Raw genomic sequence first — 20261 nt, forward strand, 5'->3', positions numbered from 1 at the left:
ACATAAAAACAGGAGGCGTTCATATGATTTATCCATTCGGAAACAAAAATCCACAAGTCCATGAGAGTGTTTTTTTAGCACCTGGATCGAGAATTATTGGCGACGTAACGATCGGAAAAGAATCCAGCGTTTGGTTTAACGCCGTTCTTAGAGGCGATGAAGCCCCAATTACAATCGGTGAGCGGTGCAACGTCCAAGATAATTCTACTTTACACCTTTATGATGAATATCCTCTTGTATTAGAAGACGAAGTGTCAATTGGCCACAATGTGATTTTGCACGGCTGTACAATCCGAAAGGGCGCTTTGATCGGCATGGGTGCGACCATTTTAGATGGAACAGAAATCGGCGAATGGTCGTTAGTAGGGGCAAATACATTCATTCCTTCCGGTAAAAAAATACCGCCATGCTCGCTCGTTTTAGGATCTCCAGGTAAAGTCGTCCGTGAATTGACAGATGACGACTTCGAACTCATTCAATTAACAATCGATACATATCACAAGAAGGGAAGAGAGTTTAAGAAGCAGTTTTCAGAAGCGAATGAGGGATAGAAAAGAGACAGTGTTCCGGGGCACACCCTTATATTATATATGTTACGGAAGGGACAACGCACCTGTGGAGTATACAGGTGCGTTGTCTCGTTACGCATTCATTATTTACACAGGTTCACGTATACACACGCGCTAAACCAACGAAAATCAATCCTAACAGAATTATCAAATAAAAAGGTAGATCAATTTTCGGACACGCTTTGAAATAGAACATTAGAAAGAATGATGAAACAGCTAAAATGTAAATATGAAATGATATCAGAGTAAGGCAGTAAATTTTCCTTGACCTTCAGGTAAACGAAAGTCATCTAATGCTTGCTTATTGGTAGGTTTATAAAAATCGAGTTGTACATGACTCGCTTAATTCATTTGCACCCTCCCCATCCTTAATTCATACACGATTTAAATGTGTGTCTTTAAAGTTTGTCGGATACTTCAAACCATAGCCAACCATCCTATCCATCCCAATATGAGCAGCTAGGATTATACCTATTGCTAAGGTAGTTTGACTTGACAACCATAATCCACATATCACAACTAGGATTGGGAAGCTGTAGGTATGGAATATATTATAAAGTACCGCACCTACTTTATTATTATGTAAATATCCTAGCATTGATAGATCTGGCGCTAATATAAATATTAAAAACAGCAGCCAACTAAAGTCATTAATAGAGTAGAAATAAAGACTCAGAGTTAACACTGCAAATCCTTCTACATGTAACAGTTTTTTATTCAACAATATCCCCCCTTCTTTTTTCAATGAATTAAAGATAATTACCACTTAGATTAAACGGCTATACCTTATTTTCATACGCAGCTTCTTCATGTTTATGAATAAAACCTCTTTTCTCATAGAATAGTTATGCGTTTCTGTCCCACAGCACTAGCTTTTTATCTGTCCATTTCTAGTTAAGATCTAAAATACGCCTTTTTTAAACGATCGCTTACTTTAGGCGTCTTATCAGCGGAATTAGCATAGATATCGGCGATTCGACAAAATAAGCCAAAATACGACTCGCCCCAATTTGCTCTATTTAAAAACGAACTACCTCGGCAGTTCGTCTTGAAGAGGACTCTTCTCATTCTTATGCTCAATTTTACTAGTGATTTCAATTTCTTTTAACGCTTGCGAAGCTAATTGGTCTGCTTCACGGTTGTTTTTCCTTGAGAGTAATGTGTATTCTGGTTCAATTCCTAACTGCTTAAATCTGTCTTCAATTCGGTCAGCCCAATTATTAAGCGCCTTTTCCATAACCGGCCACTCACCAGTTAGCTGATTTATCACAACCTGAGAGTCTCCTGCAAACGTAACGGGCAAGTGATGGACTCCTAATTGCTCTAATTCTTGTAAACTAAGTTCAAGCGCAGCGTATTCGGCCTCATTATTAGTATCAAGCTCCCCGATTAACCGGTTTTTACGAAGGCGAAATGATTTGCCATTTTGCTCATAATAAATGGCACAGCCTAAGCCAGATGATTTTGTTTGTTTATCAAAGCCACCATCAAAATAAACGGTAACGTTGTGAGGTTCCGTTTCAACTTCCTCCATGAACTTCTTTAATTCCTTCAAGCTCCAGTTACGTTCACGAGTGTCAACAAACGTTATATTCTTCAAGCGTCCTGTTCTTTCTAGGTCGTTTGCAATAAGCAAAGCTTTGTCTGCACGCATGTCATCCGAGCTGAATGTTGTTTCTGCTCCTTTAGGCGTTTTGTATGTGAGTTCTAACCTGACGTTCATTATTAGCCCTCCCCAAAAAGAAAATAAGCTGCATCACCATTGTACCCTGAATGAAACGGAATTATTTCCCCCTAATTGTAAGCAGGTTTAGAATACAACACTTGAAGAAGGTTGCTAGTTTTTCTATTTTACCTCAACATTAATTTCCTACTGCATGAACCCTTTTCATAATTGATTCCTTATAAAATCAATACAATTTCAGAATTATATTTTCATCGTATTTTTTAATTGTATCATGTTGTTAATTATACGTACGACTCTATGTAGCTCCGTTGGCCTGCACCTGCTCGCTTTCCGCAGGCAACGCTTCACCATCCTCATTCGCGAAAGGCTGCTCACTACGGGGTCTTCTGCTGCTCCTGCGGTCCCTCGTCGCAAGAAGACCATTGTTGCTTTTCCTGGAGTCTTCGCCATTGCAGCAGCACCCTTGGCTCCCCCATGTGTATCTCAAAATCAAGTGCAAGGCTTTTAGCAAAAGAAGAGTTATTTCCTTGCAGATTCTCTCCATGAGAAAGAGCATATCCCCTTGCCACGCAGGCGTATGCTACTTATTCAGCAGCCTCTAATTACAAGTGATTGAACCATTGCAGGGTAATTTAAGCATAAAAAAGAGTAAGCAGGTTGAAAAAACAGCAAAAACCATTATGGTATTGCTGTCTATAATAACTTGCTATTATTTTTTCTTCACTTTAATAGAGCTAGTTTTTCCTATAAGGTAACCTTCTAATCTTCCTCCAGCACTCCCAAAGCTTCTTTGGCCATCCTTTCATACTCTTTTTCACCAGAAACTTTTGCAAACTCAGCGATATCAATGGCATAAGTCGCAGTTAGCTCGATAATATGTTCTTTCATAAGCGGCCACGTGACCCCTCCGGCTTTACTGTATGCTGCAATCGCCTTCTCTAAACCTGGTTCGCCAAATGTTCTTAAATGACCTATAAAGTCTCTTGATACATCCGTGACAGCAGCTTCGGTCCAGTCGATTAAACCCGTCACCTCTGCCTGCTCGTTAATCAGCGTATGACCTGCATGAACGTCGCCATGGATTAACCCTGTGTGTTCTGGCCACATTTCATCATTTGCAAGCCATGTTTGCCACCTTGCCCATAGATCCTCCCTAACGCCATACGTTTCTTTTACCTCGTTCATTCGCTTTATCATCGACGCTTTTGCTTCTTCGGCACCATTCAACGTTAAGCCCGGCAGGCTCAATTTCTCTTTAGGTACGTGGTGTAACTTAGCTAACACTTTTCCTATTGAGGCGTGGTAGCTTTCGGGAACATTATTTATATCAAACTCCCAAACGTAGTTTTGAATTTCCGGGTCAATGGTTCCAGCTGGAACGCCTGATAACTGCTTATAAGCGATGAGATCGTCTGTATAAACAGACCAGACCGGAACTTCAAACGAAACATGTTTGTTTACAGTATCCAACACACTTTTTTCAAGATCGGTTTTTGCCATTACGTCTTTCCTTCGCGGAATTCTTAGGATCCATTTTTCATTACGGTTGTCAATTGCATGGACAACCTGGAAATCTAGCCCTGAATCATTTATTTTGATGGAATCTTCTTGAACGTTAATCCCATTTTTCCTTGCAATCTCTGTTATTTCTTTTCCTTTTTTATTCATCGTCAATGAAACCACCTTACTTCCTTAATGTTAGTTGTTGATTTTCAATGTGATAAACGTTGTCTGTTACAAGCTCAATAAACGTCCGGTCATGTGAAACGAGAAGAACGGTGCCTTTATAGGCTTTCAGAAATTTTTCTAAAGCTTCGATGCAGTCCACATCCAAAAAGTTTGTAGGTTCATCCAATACGAGAACGTTGTATTTGCCGAGGAAAAGCTGACACAAAACGAGGCGAATAGCTTCTCCGCCGCTCAGTTCACGAACATCTTTTTTCATGTCACTTCCTCTAAAGTTCATCATATGAAGCACAGCTCGAATCTTGCTTTCACCTTCATCCGTGTTTCTTTTCATATAAGCGAGAACGCCTTCTGTTTTCTCAAACTGGTAGTCCATTTGTTCATACGCTCCAAAAACAACCTTTGGCGAAAGATCGATACTCTTACCAGCACTTAAAATGTGCTTAAGAAGCGCTGTTTTACCTGAACCATTATTTCCAGTAATGGCAATCGTTTTACCTAGTGCAAATTGAAAGCTCGCTTCTTTTAACAGAACCTTCTCCCCAGCCTTCAGTGTCAGGCGGTCAGCCATTACCGGAAACTTATTGTGTACTTGAAGAGCATCTGGCTGATGAAAATGAAGTTCCGTTTCTTTTTCAGGCGCTTTAACCACTTCCAGCTGCTCTGCCCGTTTTTCCATCGCTTTTGCAGCTCGCTGAACCGATTTTTGGCTAGTATCTTTTGATTTTGTCATGAACATTCGGTTTGCAGTGGCCTTCGTCTCTGTTTTGGACATTTGTCCACTCGCCTGTGTAATCTTGTCTGCCTTTTTCATTTTCTCGTCAGCAGCTTTTAATAGTCGGCTTTTATCTTTCACGTATTTTTCATGTTGCTCCTGCTGCTGTTTTTTTTCTAATTCTTTCTGCTCCACATAATCTGAATAGTTGCCTGTATACTCGGTTACTTTCCTATCTTCCACTTCCCATATTTTTGTAACGAGCTGGTCCAGCACGTAGCGGTCATGGCTGACGAGAACAAGAGCACCGTAGTAATACCGAAGTTCCTCGACTAAAAAGTCAGTTCCTGAAGCATCCAAATGTGTGGTAGGTTCGTCAATGAACAAACCTTCATAATACGTGGAAAACAACCGGGCTAACTTCATCCGCGTTTGCTCTCCCCCACTTAACTGATCGAGGTCGTTTTGCGGAACCAATAGTTTTCCAAGCAACTCATAATCAACGTTCTCCTCCACGGGCTTTGATGTTTGCTCGAAGTACCCAAAGTCCACAAGCCGGTTCACTTGCCCCCGATGCGGTGTGATAATACCGTTCATCACCTTTAATAACGTACTTTTTCCTCCACCGTTCTTTCCAACAATTCCGATCCGATCAAACTGATACACCGACAACTTAGGAATGTCTAACACCACTTCATCTAGATAAGATATTTCAATATTTGATAGTTCTAAACATAATTGTTCCATTACCTGTTTCCTCCCATTACTAAAAAAATCATAGGCAATCTGCCTATGATTCAGAGTAAACGAAAAGAAACCTATCCTTACAGTGAAGGTAAAACGTCAAACACTTCACCAAGTAATCCTGGAAAAAAGGAAGGTTATAACATAAAAATAGAAAGACAGAACGATCCGCCTTTCTACATAAAACATATCTCTATGCAAAATGAAGATTATTAAAAAAGGACAGACTGCTCCCGTTTACTCTGCAATCACAAACAGAGCCTTTGAACGTATTAAATTACGAGTTCAAAGTGCGGAAACGGATTCTGGATGGTAACATTTTTAATAATCCTCCTTTAATTTATAAGTATAATCAAAGTATATCTTGTGGTATAAATGATGTCAATTTCCTTTTTCCGAATTCTTAACTGTTTTTCACCGGCTTCAATCCCCTACCGATAAAATTTGCAGATACTGGCTGTAACTTTAATTCCCTCGCCCAAATGGAAAGCTGCCCCACATGATGAATTTCATGGGCAATGACATGATGAATAATTTCACTTTTTTCAAATTGACCTTGAATCCATGGCGCAGTGATGAGTTCGTCTTCATTCGCTTCCTCCAAGCACGCAGATAAAAGATCTTCTACCTCCATTCGACAGGTGTCTGAGAGCAGTTGAACTTTTTCGACCGTGTTGTAATCACTAAACTGTAATTCAATATCTTTTTTTCCACAGATAGCGCGAAGCCAACTATACTCCGCATCGACAATGTGAAAAAGCGTAAATAAGATACTTCCTGTACCGCCGACTCGTCTTTTTAGCCATTCATCAGCAGGTAATTGCCTGCACCAGTCAAACCATTCATCACGAACCTGCCAGTTATACTCAAAGAACGTTTTCAACCCGAACCCCTCCATTTTTTCCTCGTTTAATTTAGAGTTGGCTGTTTTTCCCAGAATACCTTTATATTTATGAAAGTTTTTGCAAGTTAACTTATTCCCAATGTCATAAGCATTCGTTCTACAATTGAGTTTGAATTTTACAGATCCATAATAAAATAACAACATGAGATCACTAATCAGCCAACCCCTTGTTTTTCATTAAGAATCTCCTCTTCTTTTTTAACGGATTCTCTTTTCCCACCCCATAAAATCTTTTGCATGATAATACCGGTTAACCCGATCAACAATGTTGTAAATCCGCCAACCTGATAGAGAGTAAATACACCAAACCACTGAACAAGAAGTCCACCAGTTACAGGGGCAACAAGTAGAATCATCCCTGTTAACGAGTTAAACATCCCTGACATTTGCCCGACTTTTCCTTGGGGGCTTTCCTTTTGCAAGATATAGCTATAGATGACACTAAATATGCCAACGCCTATGCCAACGAAGAGTGAAGCCGCAATTGGCCACAAAACAGTTACGCCAGGTTGGGTAAAACCAATGGTTGTAAATCCGAAGCCAATGAAAAAAATCGAACCCCCTAGGTACCAGCCATACTTCCTCAATTCCTTTAACCGATTTAAATAAAGGAGGATCCCTACAGCTCCCGCACCTGAAGTAGACATCGCCCACCCTAATACGGAAGGGTTGTCAGGATACACTTCCCGGAATAACACGGCATATTGAGCGTCAACTAATTGAATAGACGTAAACGCTAACAGAGCGAAGCAAAAACTGATAAAGAGCACTTTTGACCGAAACAATAAATGCCACCCATTTCGCCATGTGTGCCAAAAGGAAACTGTCTTTTCTTCGTCCGAAGTTCCTTTGGAACGGTCGGTATCCACATGCCGGACAAAAAGCAGTATACACGCGGAAATCACTAGAGCCACGGCATAAATAACAAAGCTCATTTTTGGTGAAAATGCAGCTGCGATTGACGCTCCAAGAAATGGACCAATGATTTTAGATAATTGATTCACCGTTCCGTTTAAAGTAACCGCTTTTAACACGAAGTCTGGTTGAACGACCTGTTGAATAAGTGCCTGCTGAGCCGGAAAGTGAACAATGGTGAAAGTCGACCGTACAAGGAGAATAACCAAAGCCACCCAAGGACTTGAAATAAAAATTAACATTATCGTTAAACAGGCCGTTGCGACATCTGCTAGTAACATAATGAAAACCTTTTTATTTTTATCAACGTAGATCCCAGCAAACTGACTAAACAAGGCATGAGGCAGGGCATAAACGACAGGCACTAAAGCAACCATCCAAGGCTCTGTTTGCCAAACATAGCTAAATAACAAAATGACAGCCAACATGTCAAAAAACTTCCCCATCGTGGAGATGGCATATGAGCTGAATAACTTCAAATACGTACGATTTTTCCAAATAGAATCGATTTCGGCTGTTTGTTTATCCACATCCATCACCTATCCTTTAATAGAAGTGTAGATGATGAATGTCAGAGGAATATCAGAGGAACGTACGAATGTGTTGGTGAATAACTGCTTTTAAATTCAGTAAATTCGTCGTTTTGTAGTACTTGCCTTTTTCGCTTTGATAATATCTGATCATCCTTTTATCAGCACCGGCTTTAGACAGCAAAAAATCGAGTACCTGGTAAATAAACAAAAAGTAATAAGAGTGTCCTGACTGATTGATAATGAGAATGCCTTCATTAATCGCATCTCTTCCTTTTATCTTTTCTCCTCCGGCTAATAAAGCTAACCCTTTTAGGACCTGAAGAGCTCCCTGTTCCCTTAAATAAGGACGGAGCTTAAGAAGCTGATCAATAGCAACAAGTTCTCCATTAACCGCCACCAATTTGTTCTCATAAAACAACACGATCGTCTTCATTATTTTTAACAGTGGATAAAAGCCGTGATCAGCCGATTGTATCTCTTCAAGCCCTTGTTTAACCAACTTCATCGCAGCGTTTGCCTGGTCCACCTTCAAATACAACATCGGCAAGCTAAAGTAAGCGAGGTCCATATGTTCTTCTTCACGCAACACCTGCATGTTGATCACTTTCTCATACATTGAGATGACTCGCTTTGTATCATTTTCAACATACCCAAAAAGATGTAAAGGGAAGAATTTGTTGTTCATTGCCCTTCCCCCCTTATTAAGTAATGAGGTGAAGTCGCTTTTTAATAAAAGAAGAACACTCTCATGCTTTTCTTTCAAAGGAAAGCCCAGATCTTGATTTGTCATTAATGCCTTGAGCGCTTTCCCCTGCCCGTACTTATAGTACATATTAAACAATTGATTCGCCTGTTGGAAAAGCTCTTCAGGTATCTGGTCTGGTGCGCACTGTTTTTTCTCTTTGACCTCTAAGCGATAACCGAATCCTTTTACTGTTTTAATGGACACGACACCTTTAAAGGGGGCTAATTTTTTTCTGAGCCGGTAAATATGGTCATCCACAGTACGATCCGTCGGCTCCTCTAACGGCCAGACAGCATCTAAAATTTCCTCACGTGAAAAAGCCCTTCCGTGGTTCTTATGTAAAAATGAGAGTAAGAAAAATTCTTTTCTAAGTAACACAACCTTATCCCCTTCACAGGTTAGCGAATAATCTGCTTGAGAAAAATTCATAACAACTCCCCTTCTCCACTGAAGCGTCTCCTATATTCAATTATATTGGAAAACGAATAGAAAAACGACATGGCAAATGAATAGCCATGTCCGTTTTCAGGTGAAAACTTCGTGTGGGACCTATAGTTTAGGATAGTGGCGCAACCACCGGAAAGGTTGCGCCACTTTTTTTGTCAACGATAGTCACCACCAAAAATAGCTACATTCTGCCGGTCAGGAACAAATTCTTGCCCGTTCCACTTGAGAACGGTTTGTACAAAGCCGAGTGAGTCAGCATTGTACTGCCCTGCAATCCTTTGATACGCTTTAAGATCATACGTGCCATCTCTGTTAAAATCAACAGGATACAGACCAGACAAAGGATTGACCCAACCTTCAATCGGTGCCACTAGAACTCCATTCCCATCATAAATATCCGATAAATATTCTTGCCCCTTATAAGTCAAATCAAGAATGTACTTTTCCTTACGTTTATAGCTGATAACAGACGCTTTGTATTGATCCAGATAAGTTACACTGTACTTATAGTCTTCATTGAAAACATCAGAATCGAAAATCTGCCTCACTTGGCCATTTATACAAGAAAATAAATACGCATAAATGGTCCCACCACTACCTCCCGTATCAATGATTACTAAAATATCATCCACGTGGTTACCTGTAACATCACCAAGGAAAAGTGTTGGATTGTAGCCAGCGTTATTTTTTAAAGGAATTTGCTGATCATGATTTGTTTTTCCATTTTGGACGATCAAGGTAATATTTTCCCAAAATGGACTATCAGGTGTACTATTTGCTGTAAGAAAGACATTGTCAATAATCCCGTCACCGTCAATATCACCCTGCTTTGCAGTCACTATTGAAGGACCGTTTAAATTTATTTCTCTTAGTGAAACAGACTGAAGTTTCGCCTGCACTTCCAATAACTCTTTCCTTGAAGGATAAGGATTTGGTAGCAACAAGGCATTATTAATCGTTTGTAATGCTTCTTCTGTTAACCCGGCCCTTAATTGCGCATCAGCCAAGTAGTACCAAAAATACGGTTCGTTCGTTTCTTGGATTTTTGTGTAATAATAACGTATCGCATTTCTGAAATAATCCATGTCCATATTCATCCCGCCTTCCACTTTATTCTCAATACAGAATTATATGAAATAAACCGGCGAGATAGCATTTTCGATTTTTTCTAGCCACTTTTCCTCCAAGGACCCTTTCATTCATGAAAAAATTCATAATATGAACATTCGATGGCTGACTTTGAGTATTATCTCTGTGGATATTGCGTTTTACCTGCGCAAATCGAATTATATCAGTGCGAATTTGCATTATATCAGCGGAATTTGACATTATATTAGCGATTCGACATAAAGCGCTAAAATCCGACTCTACCGAGAAGCTCCTCCCCAAATGTCGCATTTAGTAAGTGACCAAAAACGAAATGAAATGGGAGGAAACCCCGCAAAGCGTGAGGAGGCTTGGCGGTTCGTCCGCGGAAAGCGAGCAGATGCAGGCCTACCGAGCTGTAAAAATAGTCGCCAAAAACGCTTGAGGATCCTCCCTCAAGCGTTTTAACAATAACAATTACTGTTTCTCATTCACCATCAACGGATGGGAGAACGCGTTGTATTCTTTGTTTCGTTTTGTTATTTCGTTGCCTTCTTTAAAAACAGATTCAAAGAAACGGCTAGCGGGCTGTGCTAATGCGCGGTAATAATCCGCGAAAAGAGACGCTGCGTAGTCACCGAGCCATTTATCCGGTAACAGTTCTTCGGGTAAACCCGGATCGACGAACAAAAACTTCCGGTATTCGTGGACGAGTTTGGTTCTTTCTACAAAACATTCTCCGTCACTCATATTCCCTTTTTCGATCTTGTTTTTATCGATGATGTATTTCTGGCTATAGGTCGATATAAATGTTTCATACCGCTCGTTAATTTCATCTAAGTTCCAGCATTCCTCAACGACTTGCTGGTTTTTTCGCGGACCTTTGTATTCGGAGACGAAAAAGTGAACGTACTCCTGAATATCGTATTTTGCAATTAAATCTTCCACTTGCTTTTCTAAAGGAATAGGTGATATCCAGCAACTATTAGACAATGTGCCAAAACCGCTCCAGACTAGCTCTTTTCGCAGTTCATCACGAATGCTACGTTTCGTTTCTGGAATCGTATACATAAGCATGCGCCATTTCCCATCCCATTTTTCATTTTTTAATTTGAAAATACGGTCAGCCGCTTCTTCTATACGATTTTTTCCCCGTACCGTTAGAAAATAGTAGCTTTTATTGCCGACCTTCCTTGATTGAACCCAGCCTTGTTTATTCATTCTCGAAATGGCAGCACGAATCGACTGCTCGTTATGCCCGAACTCTTTTAAGAGCTGAATTAAACTACCGATCCAAATTTCATTACCGTAATGACGAATATAATCACCGTATAACGTAAAAATCATCGATCTCGTATTTAAGTTTTCTTCCATCATTCAAAACCCTTCTCTCTTCCGTAAGCAGTAAGCAAGTCTATTGATACCTTCTCATTTTTAGTCACGTTCCCATATTATAAATGAAAACAAATACGATGTAAATTTTACGCACATCCTTGTCCGTGTTATACGAGAAGGATATCGTAGGTGCTACGGATTCACTTCCCTAAAGCTCCACCCTAAAACCTTTTAATCAAGAATCGATTCCTTTCACAACGGTACTAATCCCTTGTCCGACGCCAACACACATCGTGGCAAGTCCGTACTTCGTCTTTCGTCTTTTCATTTCGTGCACTAGTGTCGTAAGGATTCTCGCTCCACTTGCACCTAACGGATGTCCAAAAGCGATCGCTCCGCCATTTACATTGACAATATCCGCTGATAACTCAAGCTGTCGCATACACTCTACCGACTGAGCGGCAAAAGCTTCGTTTAATTCCACAAGACTAATGTCGTTTATTGAAAGTCGCGCGCGCTCAAGCGCCTTCCGTGTCGAGTAGATCGGCCCTAACCCCATAATAGATGGTTCTAATCCAGCTACAGCTGAGGTCACATATTCAGCTAGTGGTTCTAGTCCCAATGTTTCTGCTTTTTCTTTACTCATCACTAAGAGTGCTGAGGCTCCGTCATTTACTCCTGATGCATTTCCTGCGGTAATGGTTCCGCCTTCAAACAACGAGCGCAAAGAACCGAGCTTTTCTAACGTAACACCTGGTCTTGGATGTTCATCTTTTTCAATTACAACCGGATTCCCTTTGCGATCCTTATATTCAACAGGCACGATTTCATCTGCAAAATGTCCTGCTTCCATTGCAGCCTTTGCCCGGTTTTGACTTTCAAATGCAAATGCATCTTGATCTTCACGCGATACCTGATAACGCTCAGCGACATTTTCAGCCGTTTGCGGCATTGAATCGGCGCCGTATTCTTTTTCCATTTTTTGGTTGACGAACCGCCAGCCGATTGTCGTGTCATGCATCGTCATGTCCCCGCGCGGAAAATCACTCGTAGGTTTTGCCATCACAAGTGGTGCCCGCGTCATGCTTTCCGTCCCACCGGCAATAAATATGTCTCCTTCTCCAGCCATGACAGCACGTGCAGCATAGTTGACGGCATCGAGTCCCGATCCGCATAAACGGTTAATCGTCGTTCCGGCCGCCTCTACAGGAAGTCCTGCTAAAAGTGCTGACATCCGCGCAACATTTCGGTTATCCTCTCCTGCCCCGTTGGCATTACCTAAGATGACTTCTTCAATTTCTTCTACAGGTAAATCTGGATTTCGTTCGGTGATCGCTTTAATAACAATCGCCCCTAAGTCATCAGGGCGGACGGATTTAAGCGCTCCTTTATATTTGCCAATCGGAGTACGTACTGCGTCGACGATCACTACATTTCTCATCGCACTTCTTCCTTTCTTGGAGAATAATCATATACCCCTTTGCCTGTTTTCCGTCCTAACCTGCCTGCTTTTACGTATTTTACAAGCAAAGGACAAGGTCGATATTTTTCCCCGAGGTTTTCGTGAAGATAGGTTAAATTGTTGAGTCGTGTATCAAGACCGACTAAATCTCCGAGCTCAAACGGTCCCATTGGATAGTTGAGCCCAAGTTTTATTGCCCGGTCGATTTCTTCAGGTGATCCGACACCTTCTTGAAGCATGTAAAAAGCTTCATTGCCAACGAGCGCGCTGATTCTACTTGTCACAAAGCCTGGAAACTCGTTTACGACAACCGTTTCTTTCCCTAGCTGTGCAGAAACTTTTTCAACCAGTTCAACCGTTTTATCATTCGTTTCAAGTCCGCGAATGATTTCAATTAACGGCATTTTATGAACCGGGTTAAAAAAGTGCATCGCAATCACTTGTTCTGGACGGTTTGTAAATGAGCCGATCTCAGTTGGACTCATCGTTGACGTATTTGTCGCTAAAATACAGTGGACCGGTGTAGCACGATCCAACGTTTCAAACACTTGCTTTTTAATCGCAAGCTTTTCTGGCACCGCTTCAATAACCAAATCTGCATTTGCGACAGCAGACTCCATATTCGTCTCATACGTCAATCTTGTTTTTGCACGGTCAGCCACTGCTTCGGTGAGCTTATTCCGCTCCATTCCTTTTATAAAAATCGAACTAATATCTGTTTTGGCAAGTGCTAATGCTTCGTCATTAATATCAATGAGTGCTGTATTAAAACCCGCAACCGCACTAACATAAGCAATACCTCTGCCCATAACACCTGAACCTACAATGGCAATTGTTTTCATCTATGTAGCCTCCTTCAACGATTTATAGAAAACTTGACTTGACACCAAGTTTTTTTGAGCCTTGGTGCGCTGATATTTTATTCTTTTAGAGGGGTCGACCTTTCTTAAAGGATAAAAAAGAATGCGAGCGGCGTTTCTAAAACGCGCTCGCATTGGTGTTTTTTAAAGTCCTAATGGATTAAGTGGACGGTTGCCAACGTAGGAAAGCACGCTTTTTGTTTCGGTGTATAGGTCGAGTGTTTCCACACATAACTCACGGCCATATCCAGACTGCTTATATCCTCCAAATGGCGTTCCTGGGAAAGCTGAAAATGGGCAGTTGACCATGACAATTCCTGCTTTAATACCACTTGCGACACGGTTGGCACGGCCGTTGTCTTTCGTCCAAACAGCAGATCCAAGGCCGTAAATCGTATCATTGGCTAATTTAACCGCTTCTTTTTCATCTTTAAATTTCATCACGACGACAACAGGACCGAAAATTTCTTCTTGGGCTACTTGCATGTCGTTGGTCACATCAGTAATAACCGTCGGAGCATACCAATACCCCTCTTCAAAGCCTTCAGGGTAAATCTGCTCACCACCGGTTACGACAGTAGCGCCATCTTTGACCGCTTGTTTTACGTATCCATCGATCACATCAACCTGACTTTGACTAACAATCGAACCAAGGTGCGTTCCTTTGTCCATCGGATCGCTTGATTTAAGTTGCTTTGTTTTTGCCACAAATTTCTCCATAAATTCATCATAAATTTCTTCGTGGACGAACAGGCGGGAACGTGCTTCACATGATTGACCTGTGTTATAGAAGATGCCAAACAATGATCCGTCTACTGCTGCGTCGATGTCCGCGTCATCAAAGACAAGGCTTGGTGATTTACCTCCGAGCTCAAGTGTGACACGCTTCAATGTTTCAGACGCTTTTGCCATAATGTCTTTTCCTGTACCTGTTTCACCTGTGAAGGCCACTTTGTCGACACCGTCATGTTCAGTTAGCGCTGAACCAACCGTGGAGCCTGGTCCTGTTACGACGTTTACAACGCCTTCTGGAACACCTGCTTCATGACAAATTTCTGTTAATACGATCGCTGTCACCGGCGTTAAGCTTGCTGGTTTAAGAACAATCGAGCACCCCGTTGCAATCGCCGGTGCGATTTTCCAAGCCGCCATCATCATTGGGTAGTTCCACGGAATGATTTGTGCTGCTACACCCATCGGTTCTTTTTGTGTGTAGTTGAAAAAGCCACCTGGTACATTGTTTACAGATCCTGTATGCCCGACAATCGCTCCTGCATAAAATTCAAAGTCTTCGATGGACTGCATGACTTGTCCTTGAGCAGCACCTACTGACTTTCCGCTATTTAAAACCTCTAATTCTACTAACTCGTTAAAACGAGAGCGCATAATGGATGCGATTTTATTTAAAACTCGTGAACGCTTCCCTACCGGATAACGTTTCCACTTCCCGTTATCAAATGCATTTCGTGCAGCTTGTACAGCACGATCAACATCTTCTACACCTGCTTTTGCAATTTCAGCTAAAGGTTTTCCTGTTGCCGGATTGTACGTAACAAACGTTTCCCCAGACGCACTATCAACTGATTCACCATTAATGACCATTTTATAGTAATCTCTTTTTAGCACTTCATTGTCTAGCTTTTTTTCTTCAACACTTTTCATTGTAAAAAACCTCCATTACGTTATTGCCCTAAATAATTAGGTGATCTTTTTTCGAAAAAGGCGTTCATTCCTTCACGGTGATCGTGTGTTTTTCCTGCTGTTCGCTGAGCATAGGCTTCATACTCGAGCATGTCATGTAAATCATGATCCCAGCTTTTATATAAGTATCGCTTAATCAAACCGACTGCTTTTGTCGGCATTGAAGCCAATTTTTCAGCATACTTCTTCACTTCTTCATCCCAGTTCGCTTCTGTAAAAACCTCATTTACTAACCCAAAAGATTTCGCATCATGGGCATCTACTTTTTCACCCATAACGGCCAGTTCCATCGCTTTGGCGTGCCCAACAAGTCGCGGCAAATAGTACAGGCTTCCTGAATCCGGTACAAGTCCGATATGAATGAAAGCTTCTACAAACTTCGCTTTTTCTGAGGCTACTCTAAAATCGGCCGCTAGCGCAAAACTCATTCCAGCACCAGCAGCTACTCCGTTTACCGCTGCAATAATCGGCTTTTCAAGTGAAGCGAGCTCTCGTATCATCGGATTGTATCGCTTCCGTAAAAATTCAGCGTGATCTGTGTCTTCATCCACCCCTGCCAGATCTTCCCCCGAACAAAACGCTCGGCCGCTTCCGGTAACGACAATCGCTCGAACCTCATCATCTTTACCGGCACCTCGCAGCGCTTTACTCACTTCTTTGTTCATTTGCTCTGTAAAGGCATTAAGCTTATCCGGTCGATTGAGGGTGAGCCACGCTACGTTATTTTCCACTTCGTACATAATCGTTTCATACATAACAGATACCTTCTCCTCTCTACTTCCCGGTAAATCGAGGATTTCGTTTTTCTAAGAATGCTTGCATCCCCTCTTTTTGATCTTGAGAAGAAAAGAGAAGATAAAAGTTCTTTCTTTCTAATTCCATCCCTTCTTGTAATGGATGATCAACCGCCTTGTTAACTGCTTCTTTAATCAACCTCAACGAAAGCGGTGGTTGTTTTGCGAGACGATGGGCAAACTTCATCGTTTCTTCCATCACGAGCTCTGGGGCAATGAGGCGATTAACTAAGCCATATTGGAGCGCTTCTTTTGCTGGAATCGTATCTCCCGTCCAAAGATATTCTAGTGCTTTTGTTTTTCCCATCGCTTTTGTAAGCCGCTGTGTGCCACCAGCCCCAGGCATTACAGCCAGGGTCACTTCCGGAAAACGAAATTGAGCGGTCTCTGAAGCAAATAGCATGTCACAGTTGAGTGCCAGTTCAAAACCTCCTCCAAAGACGAAGCCACTTGCAGCACCTAATATCGGTTTTTTGATGGTGGAAATTCGGTCCCACTGAGCGAATTGGTTTAAAAGTTCAAGTGAAACCGCATCATCTTCTGCCATTTCCTCAATATCAGCACCCGCGGCAAATGCCCGGTCGGATCCGGTAATCACAATGACGCGAATATCATCTGCTTGATCGTACTCAAAAAGTTGATCTACAATTTCATCCACCATTTTTCGATTTAGTGCATTGTAGACTTTAGGACGATCGAGTTGAATCACACCGACATTACCGTCTGTGTAATGCTTAATCATTTCTTTAGGACTCATCGACTTCTTCACCGATCATTAGCGTTACGAGCTCGCCGGCAAACCCCATTAAATCCTTTCCACTCGCTTTTGCTTCGTCTGTTTTCATCGCTTTTTTGAATGATTCATGATCGTCATAATACATTTCACATAATAGGTGATAATCGCTTTCACCCATTGGAGATCCAACAACTTTTGTCACTTTCATTTTACGAAGTCCTGGAATTTTTTCCGTGATTGGTGCGTGTGTATTAAAGTAATGCTCATCAAATGCCTCTTTATCTTCTGGTTTTTTGTACAGTGCAATAAGTTTTACCATTATTCATATCATCCTTTCAAATCATATTTATTGTTATATTAAGGCTCAATTCTAAAAAGATTGTTTGCTTTTATCAGTTAGAAGTCGCAACAGGTGGATGATTTCACCCCAGGACACAAGTGCGACATCCGTTCTTCCTTCACTTCGTTCGGGTTCACGGGGTCTTCAGCTGCTCCTACGGTGCCTCGTCGAAAGAAAACCATTGTTGCTTTTCCCGCTGGAGTCGCCGCCTTTTCTTGTTACTTATCAAACAGCGTTTTTTAAAGATTCGCTACCGGCTTCATCGCTTCAAATGGATTCTTGCAGCTCCGGCAATACACAATACTTCTGCATGCTGTTGGTCCAAAAATGTTTTCCATCGTCGTGTAAGTCGACCCACAATAAGGACAGTCGATTTTCCATGGCTCCCCTGGAACATGGTTAGCAGGTGGTGGTGCAATGCCATATTCCTTGAGCTTTTCTTTTCCTTCAGCACTTATGAGATCTGTCGTCCACGGAGGGTCGTAAATATAAGTCACGGTCACTTGGTCAACTCCTTCAACTTTCATGACAGCGTTTTCAATTGAACGCTGAATAATGTCTAAAGCAGGACAACCAAGAAACGTAGGTTTCGCCATCACTTTTGCTTCGTTTTCTTCAATGTGAACGTCATGAATCATGCCCAGTTCAACAACACTGATCGATGGAATTTCCGGGTCTTTGACGCTTTGAAGGGTCTCCATGATCCGTTTCTTTACTTGCGTTTTTTCAATAACCATCTCGTCCCCCCTCTCTCGTTGTTTCCTTACCAGGCGGCAGCAGGGTCCGTACGGTATACTTCAGAAAGAATGTCTAGCGCTTGGCTTAAATCTTCAGTATGTTCTCCTTTTCTGCCATTTCCTTGTTTTAATTCTGGATTTCTATCGATCTGATAATCTACTTCTTTAAATAACGGCTCAATCTTTTCCATCCAACGATTTGTTAAAACGTCCTCTTCAGAAATAAGACCGAATTCACTCATTTTTTCACCCTCAGGTCCGAGCGTCAGTACTCCTCCAAAATCGTCCCACACTTTTTCGATCGCCTGCTCCATTTTCACGCGAGCTTCCGGCGTGCTATTCATGAGCTGCTTAAACCACATTTCCCAATGCATCAAGTGATAGTACTCTTCACCAATGACTTTTCTGGCAATATGAGAGAGCGGCGAATAGCTTGAATCTTTCAATGATTGAAGCCGAATAGTCTTCGCGTGGTCGTAAAATAAATTTCGAACAACGGCAAATGCCCAGTCATAGTCTGGTTTTTCCAAATAGCTTCCTTCACCATTTTTACATTCAAGGATAATCGCATTACGAAACTCCTGAGGGGTACGTAAATGCGACAAATCATCTGCCTTTCCCTCACCGAGATCTTCGAGAAGTTGATAGTACATCACAGCATGCCCCATCGTATCCTGGTTGATCGATGAAAATGCTACATCTTCTTCAATGTGCGGAGCTAGCCCTAGCCACTCTGATCCACGGTAGGCGATCAAAAAATCATCATCAGCTAGTTGATATAAGAGAGCCTTACATGCTTTAAGGGCTTCTGGGTTGGACTTGAGGTCGTCTATGCTTTCAAATGTCACGACGAACACCTCCTAAAGTAAGTTTTTTTCTGTAAACTGTTCTTGTTCGTATTGCCGCCACTTTTTCTTCAAATAGCCGTACCCGGAGGTTTCGCGGTATTTTTTATTATCTAACCTTGTGAGAACTTGACGTTCATCTTCATTTAACCCTAAAACCTCACTTCGTTTGACAACCCAAATATTGACGCAAGGTTCCCGTCTCATAAAGTTCTCTTTTGCCATCATAATCGCCATTTCCTTATTCGGCGCGAGTAAGCTGAACTGATGCTGAAAAGGCGCCATTGGGTTTCGTTTACTAAAAACTTCGTATTCTTCGTAAAATTGACTTTCTTTACTCATGTGGACTAAGCCTCCTTTGCCGACGTATTAGAAAGGGCATCCCGTACCCACTGTGTGTTTTCGTATGAGTTACGTCGCAAATCTAATCGCTGTTCTGACATTGGACCGTGTCCTGTCACAATTTTTTTAAACTCATTCCAATCCGGCTGTTGGTACACCCATTCTTCTTTTTCCTCATCATAATGAAGGGTTTCATCCGGAACTTTTAAGCCGATCGATTGGATTCTGGGAATGTATTTGTTGAAAAATTCCTGGCGTAAGTCTTCGTTTGTTTTCGTACGGATTTTATATTTAATGTTTTTATTTACGTTTGATGACCCTACATTCTCTTTTGACTTTGGACCGAAGAACATTAACAGTGCTGGCCACCATTCGTCGAGTGACTTTTGAATGAGCACCCGTTGTTCTTTTGTACCTTCTGTTAATGCTAAAATAATGCTCTCCCCGTGTTGAGCGTGGAAAACCTCTTCTGCACAAATGCGTTGAAGTGCTCGTGCATACGGACCGTAGGAGCTATTTAATGACATGCTTTGCGTAATGATTGCCGCTCCGTCCACGAGCCAGGCAATAATACCGGCGTCTCCCCACGTTGGAGCTTTCATATGAAAAACATTGTGAAATTTTAACCGACCAGTAAATAAGTCTTTCAAAATATCTTCTCTCGTTTTCCCAAGCGGCTTCATTAAATCTTCTGCCACCCTTAAAAGTAACTGCCCGTGGCCCATTTCATCTTGTACTTTTGCCATAATCGCTAGCTTACGATGAAGGGTTGGCGCTTTAGGAACCCATTCCTTTTCTGGAAGCGCTCCCATAATTTCACTCACTGCATGCATAGAGATTAGCCTTATCAATGCTTCTCGGTAATCATCTGGCATCCAATCGTCAGCTTCAATTCTGTCACCAGCTTCGATTCTCTCCATGAAACGCTGGTACTTTTCCTCATAGGAGAGGTCTTGCGTTAATTCCAGTACCATAACCTGACCTCCTAATATAACGTTTTCTTAACGTTAGTATATTTTATTGCAATACAAAAAGCAACAATTATTAGAAAATTCTTTCTACACTTATTTTATTAGAG

21 protein-coding genes are annotated in these 20261 nt (G+C 41.6%); 1 reads left to right on the plus strand and 20 read right to left on the minus strand.

Features of this window, described 5'->3' with window-relative positions:
- Nucleotides 1-23 precede the first annotated feature (23 nt).
- Nucleotides 24-551 (plus strand): gamma carbonic anhydrase family protein, encoded by a 528-nt coding sequence (locus CDZ94_RS05750; RefSeq protein WP_096435558.1) that lies wholly within the window; start codon nucleotides 24-26, stop codon nucleotides 549-551.
- 391 nt (nucleotides 552-942) lie between these two features.
- Here CDZ94_RS05750 and CDZ94_RS05755 read toward each other — a convergent pair whose 3' ends face one another.
- From CDZ94_RS05755 to paaA, 20 genes are all read right to left on the minus strand, one after another.
- Complete coding sequence (locus CDZ94_RS05755; RefSeq protein WP_096435559.1) at nucleotides 943-1290, minus strand: DUF4260 domain-containing protein; 348 nt, start codon at nucleotides 1288-1290, stop codon at nucleotides 943-945.
- A gap of 309 nt (nucleotides 1291-1599) precedes the next feature.
- Nucleotides 1600-2292: a ribonuclease H family protein gene (locus CDZ94_RS05760; RefSeq protein WP_096435560.1), complete on the minus strand. Its 693-nt coding sequence runs from the start codon at nucleotides 2290-2292 to the stop codon at nucleotides 1600-1602.
- A gap of 204 nt (nucleotides 2293-2496) precedes the next feature.
- Nucleotides 2497-2706: a hypothetical protein gene (locus CDZ94_RS21170; RefSeq protein ID WP_157911698.1), complete on the minus strand. Its 210-nt coding sequence runs from the start codon at nucleotides 2704-2706 to the stop codon at nucleotides 2497-2499.
- 309 nt (nucleotides 2707-3015) lie between these two features.
- Nucleotides 3016-3924, minus strand: coding sequence for a macrolide 2'-phosphotransferase (locus CDZ94_RS05770; RefSeq protein ID WP_096435562.1), 909 nt, complete (start codon nucleotides 3922-3924; stop codon nucleotides 3016-3018).
- 16 nt (nucleotides 3925-3940) lie between these two features.
- On the minus strand, nucleotides 3941-5404 hold the full coding sequence (locus CDZ94_RS05775; RefSeq protein ID WP_096435563.1) for an Msr family ABC-F type ribosomal protection protein: 1464 nt from the start codon (nucleotides 5402-5404) through the stop codon (nucleotides 3941-3943).
- Between the two features lie 400 nt (nucleotides 5405-5804).
- Entirely contained in the window at nucleotides 5805-6284 is a 480-nt protein-coding gene (locus tag CDZ94_RS05780) for a DinB family protein (protein ID WP_096440602.1), read from the minus strand.
- Nucleotides 6285-6460: 176 nt separating this feature from the next.
- Complete coding sequence (locus CDZ94_RS05785; protein WP_157911699.1) at nucleotides 6461-7750, minus strand: MFS transporter; 1290 nt, start codon at nucleotides 7748-7750, stop codon at nucleotides 6461-6463.
- 52 nt (nucleotides 7751-7802) lie between these two features.
- On the minus strand, nucleotides 7803-8927 hold the full coding sequence (locus CDZ94_RS05790; RefSeq protein ID WP_096435565.1) for a winged helix-turn-helix domain-containing protein: 1125 nt from the start codon (nucleotides 8925-8927) through the stop codon (nucleotides 7803-7805).
- Nucleotides 8928-9100: 173 nt separating this feature from the next.
- Nucleotides 9101-10036 (minus strand): VCBS repeat-containing protein, encoded by a 936-nt coding sequence (locus CDZ94_RS05795; protein WP_245415704.1) that lies wholly within the window; start codon nucleotides 10034-10036, stop codon nucleotides 9101-9103.
- Between the two features lie 472 nt (nucleotides 10037-10508).
- Nucleotides 10509-11405, minus strand: coding sequence for a phenylacetic acid degradation operon negative regulatory protein PaaX (gene paaX, locus CDZ94_RS05800; RefSeq protein WP_096440606.1), 897 nt, complete (start codon nucleotides 11403-11405; stop codon nucleotides 10509-10511).
- A gap of 196 nt (nucleotides 11406-11601) precedes the next feature.
- On the minus strand, nucleotides 11602-12807 hold the full coding sequence (locus CDZ94_RS05805; protein ID WP_096435566.1) for an acetyl-CoA C-acyltransferase: 1206 nt from the start codon (nucleotides 12805-12807) through the stop codon (nucleotides 11602-11604).
- The gene (locus tag CDZ94_RS05810; RefSeq protein ID WP_096435567.1) at nucleotides 12804-13670 is read right to left on the minus strand and encodes a 3-hydroxyacyl-CoA dehydrogenase; all 867 of its coding nucleotides are present in this window, start codon (nucleotides 13668-13670) and stop codon (nucleotides 12804-12806) included. The genes CDZ94_RS05805 and CDZ94_RS05810 overlap by 4 nt, the downstream gene beginning before the upstream one ends.
- Before the next feature lie 162 nt (nucleotides 13671-13832).
- Entirely contained in the window at nucleotides 13833-15350 is a 1518-nt protein-coding gene (locus tag CDZ94_RS05815) for an aldehyde dehydrogenase family protein (protein WP_096435568.1), read from the minus strand.
- A 20-nt stretch (nucleotides 15351-15370) separates the two neighbouring features.
- Nucleotides 15371-16144: an enoyl-CoA hydratase-related protein gene (locus tag CDZ94_RS05820; protein ID WP_096435569.1), complete on the minus strand. Its 774-nt coding sequence runs from the start codon at nucleotides 16142-16144 to the stop codon at nucleotides 15371-15373.
- 19 nt (nucleotides 16145-16163) lie between these two features.
- Nucleotides 16164-16940, minus strand: coding sequence for an enoyl-CoA hydratase/isomerase family protein (locus CDZ94_RS05825; RefSeq protein ID WP_096435570.1), 777 nt, complete (start codon nucleotides 16938-16940; stop codon nucleotides 16164-16166).
- Nucleotides 16930-17238 carry an EthD family reductase gene (locus CDZ94_RS05830; RefSeq protein ID WP_096435571.1) on the minus strand — a complete coding sequence of 103 codons (309 nt, stop codon included), beginning with the start codon at nucleotides 17236-17238 and terminating at the stop codon, nucleotides 16930-16932. Before CDZ94_RS05830 ends, CDZ94_RS05825 begins: the two co-directional genes overlap by 11 nt.
- Nucleotides 17239-17498: 260 nt before the next feature.
- A complete protein-coding gene (gene paaD / locus CDZ94_RS05835; protein ID WP_096435572.1) occupies nucleotides 17499-17996 on the minus strand; it encodes a 1,2-phenylacetyl-CoA epoxidase subunit PaaD in 498 nt (165 codons plus the stop codon).
- Nucleotides 17997-18022: 26 nt separating this feature from the next.
- Complete coding sequence (gene paaC / locus CDZ94_RS05840) at nucleotides 18023-18844, minus strand: 1,2-phenylacetyl-CoA epoxidase subunit PaaC (RefSeq protein ID WP_096435573.1); 822 nt, start codon at nucleotides 18842-18844, stop codon at nucleotides 18023-18025.
- 12 nt (nucleotides 18845-18856) lie between these two features.
- The gene (paaB, locus tag CDZ94_RS05845; protein WP_096435574.1) at nucleotides 18857-19183 is read right to left on the minus strand and encodes a 1,2-phenylacetyl-CoA epoxidase subunit PaaB; all 327 of its coding nucleotides are present in this window, start codon (nucleotides 19181-19183) and stop codon (nucleotides 18857-18859) included.
- 5 nt (nucleotides 19184-19188) lie between these two features.
- Nucleotides 19189-20157, minus strand: a complete 969-nt coding sequence (paaA, locus tag CDZ94_RS05850; protein ID WP_096435575.1) for a 1,2-phenylacetyl-CoA epoxidase subunit PaaA — start codon at nucleotides 20155-20157, stop codon at nucleotides 19189-19191.
- Between the last annotated feature and the right edge of the window lie 104 nt (nucleotides 20158-20261).

The sequence above is a fragment of the Alteribacter populi genome, from assembly GCF_002352765.1.
Classification (GTDB): Bacteria; Bacillota; Bacilli; order Bacillales; family Salisediminibacteriaceae; genus Alteribacter; species Alteribacter populi.

Coding starts and splice junctions, on each gene's coding strand:
- CDZ94_RS05770 (WP_096435562.1), bottom strand. CDS start 3,924: ATGAATAAAAAAGGAAAAGAAATAACAGAGATTGCAAGGAAAAATGGG.
- CDZ94_RS05810 (WP_096435567.1), bottom strand. CDS start 13,670: ATGAAAACAATTGCCATTGTAGGTTCAGGTGTTATGGGCAGAGGTATT.
- paaA (WP_096435575.1), bottom strand. CDS start 20,157: ATGGTACTGGAATTAACGCAAGACCTCTCCTATGAGGAAAAGTACCAG.
- CDZ94_RS05795 (WP_245415704.1), bottom strand. CDS start 10,036: ATGGACATGGATTATTTCAGAAATGCGATACGTTATTATTACACAAAA.
- CDZ94_RS05830 (WP_096435571.1), bottom strand. CDS start 17,238: ATGGTAAAACTTATTGCACTGTACAAAAAACCAGAAGATAAAGAGGCA.
- CDZ94_RS21170 (WP_157911698.1), bottom strand. CDS start 2,706: ATGGCGAAGACTCCAGGAAAAGCAACAATGGTCTTCTTGCGACGAGGG.
- paaX (WP_096440606.1), bottom strand. CDS start 11,405: ATGGAAGAAAACTTAAATACGAGATCGATGATTTTTACGTTATACGGT.
- CDZ94_RS05775 (WP_096435563.1), bottom strand. CDS start 5,404: ATGGAACAATTATGTTTAGAACTATCAAATATTGAAATATCTTATCTA.
- CDZ94_RS05790 (WP_096435565.1), bottom strand. CDS start 8,927: ATGAATTTTTCTCAAGCAGATTATTCGCTAACCTGTGAAGGGGATAAG.
- paaB (WP_096435574.1), bottom strand. CDS start 19,183: ATGAGTAAAGAAAGTCAATTTTACGAAGAATACGAAGTTTTTAGTAAA.
- CDZ94_RS05815 (WP_096435568.1), bottom strand. CDS start 15,350: ATGAAAAGTGTTGAAGAAAAAAAGCTAGACAATGAAGTGCTAAAAAGA.
- CDZ94_RS05760 (WP_096435560.1), bottom strand. CDS start 2,292: ATGAACGTCAGGTTAGAACTCACATACAAAACGCCTAAAGGAGCAGAA.
- CDZ94_RS05805 (WP_096435566.1), bottom strand. CDS start 12,807: ATGAGAAATGTAGTGATCGTCGACGCAGTACGTACTCCGATTGGCAAA.
- CDZ94_RS05820 (WP_096435569.1), bottom strand. CDS start 16,144: ATGTATGAAACGATTATGTACGAAGTGGAAAATAACGTAGCGTGGCTC.
- CDZ94_RS05825 (WP_096435570.1), bottom strand. CDS start 16,940: ATGAGTCCTAAAGAAATGATTAAGCATTACACAGACGGTAATGTCGGT.
- CDZ94_RS05750 (WP_096435558.1), top strand. CDS start 24: ATGATTTATCCATTCGGAAACAAAAATCCACAAGTCCATGAGAGTGTT.
- paaD (WP_096435572.1), bottom strand. CDS start 17,996: ATGGTTATTGAAAAAACGCAAGTAAAGAAACGGATCATGGAGACCCTT.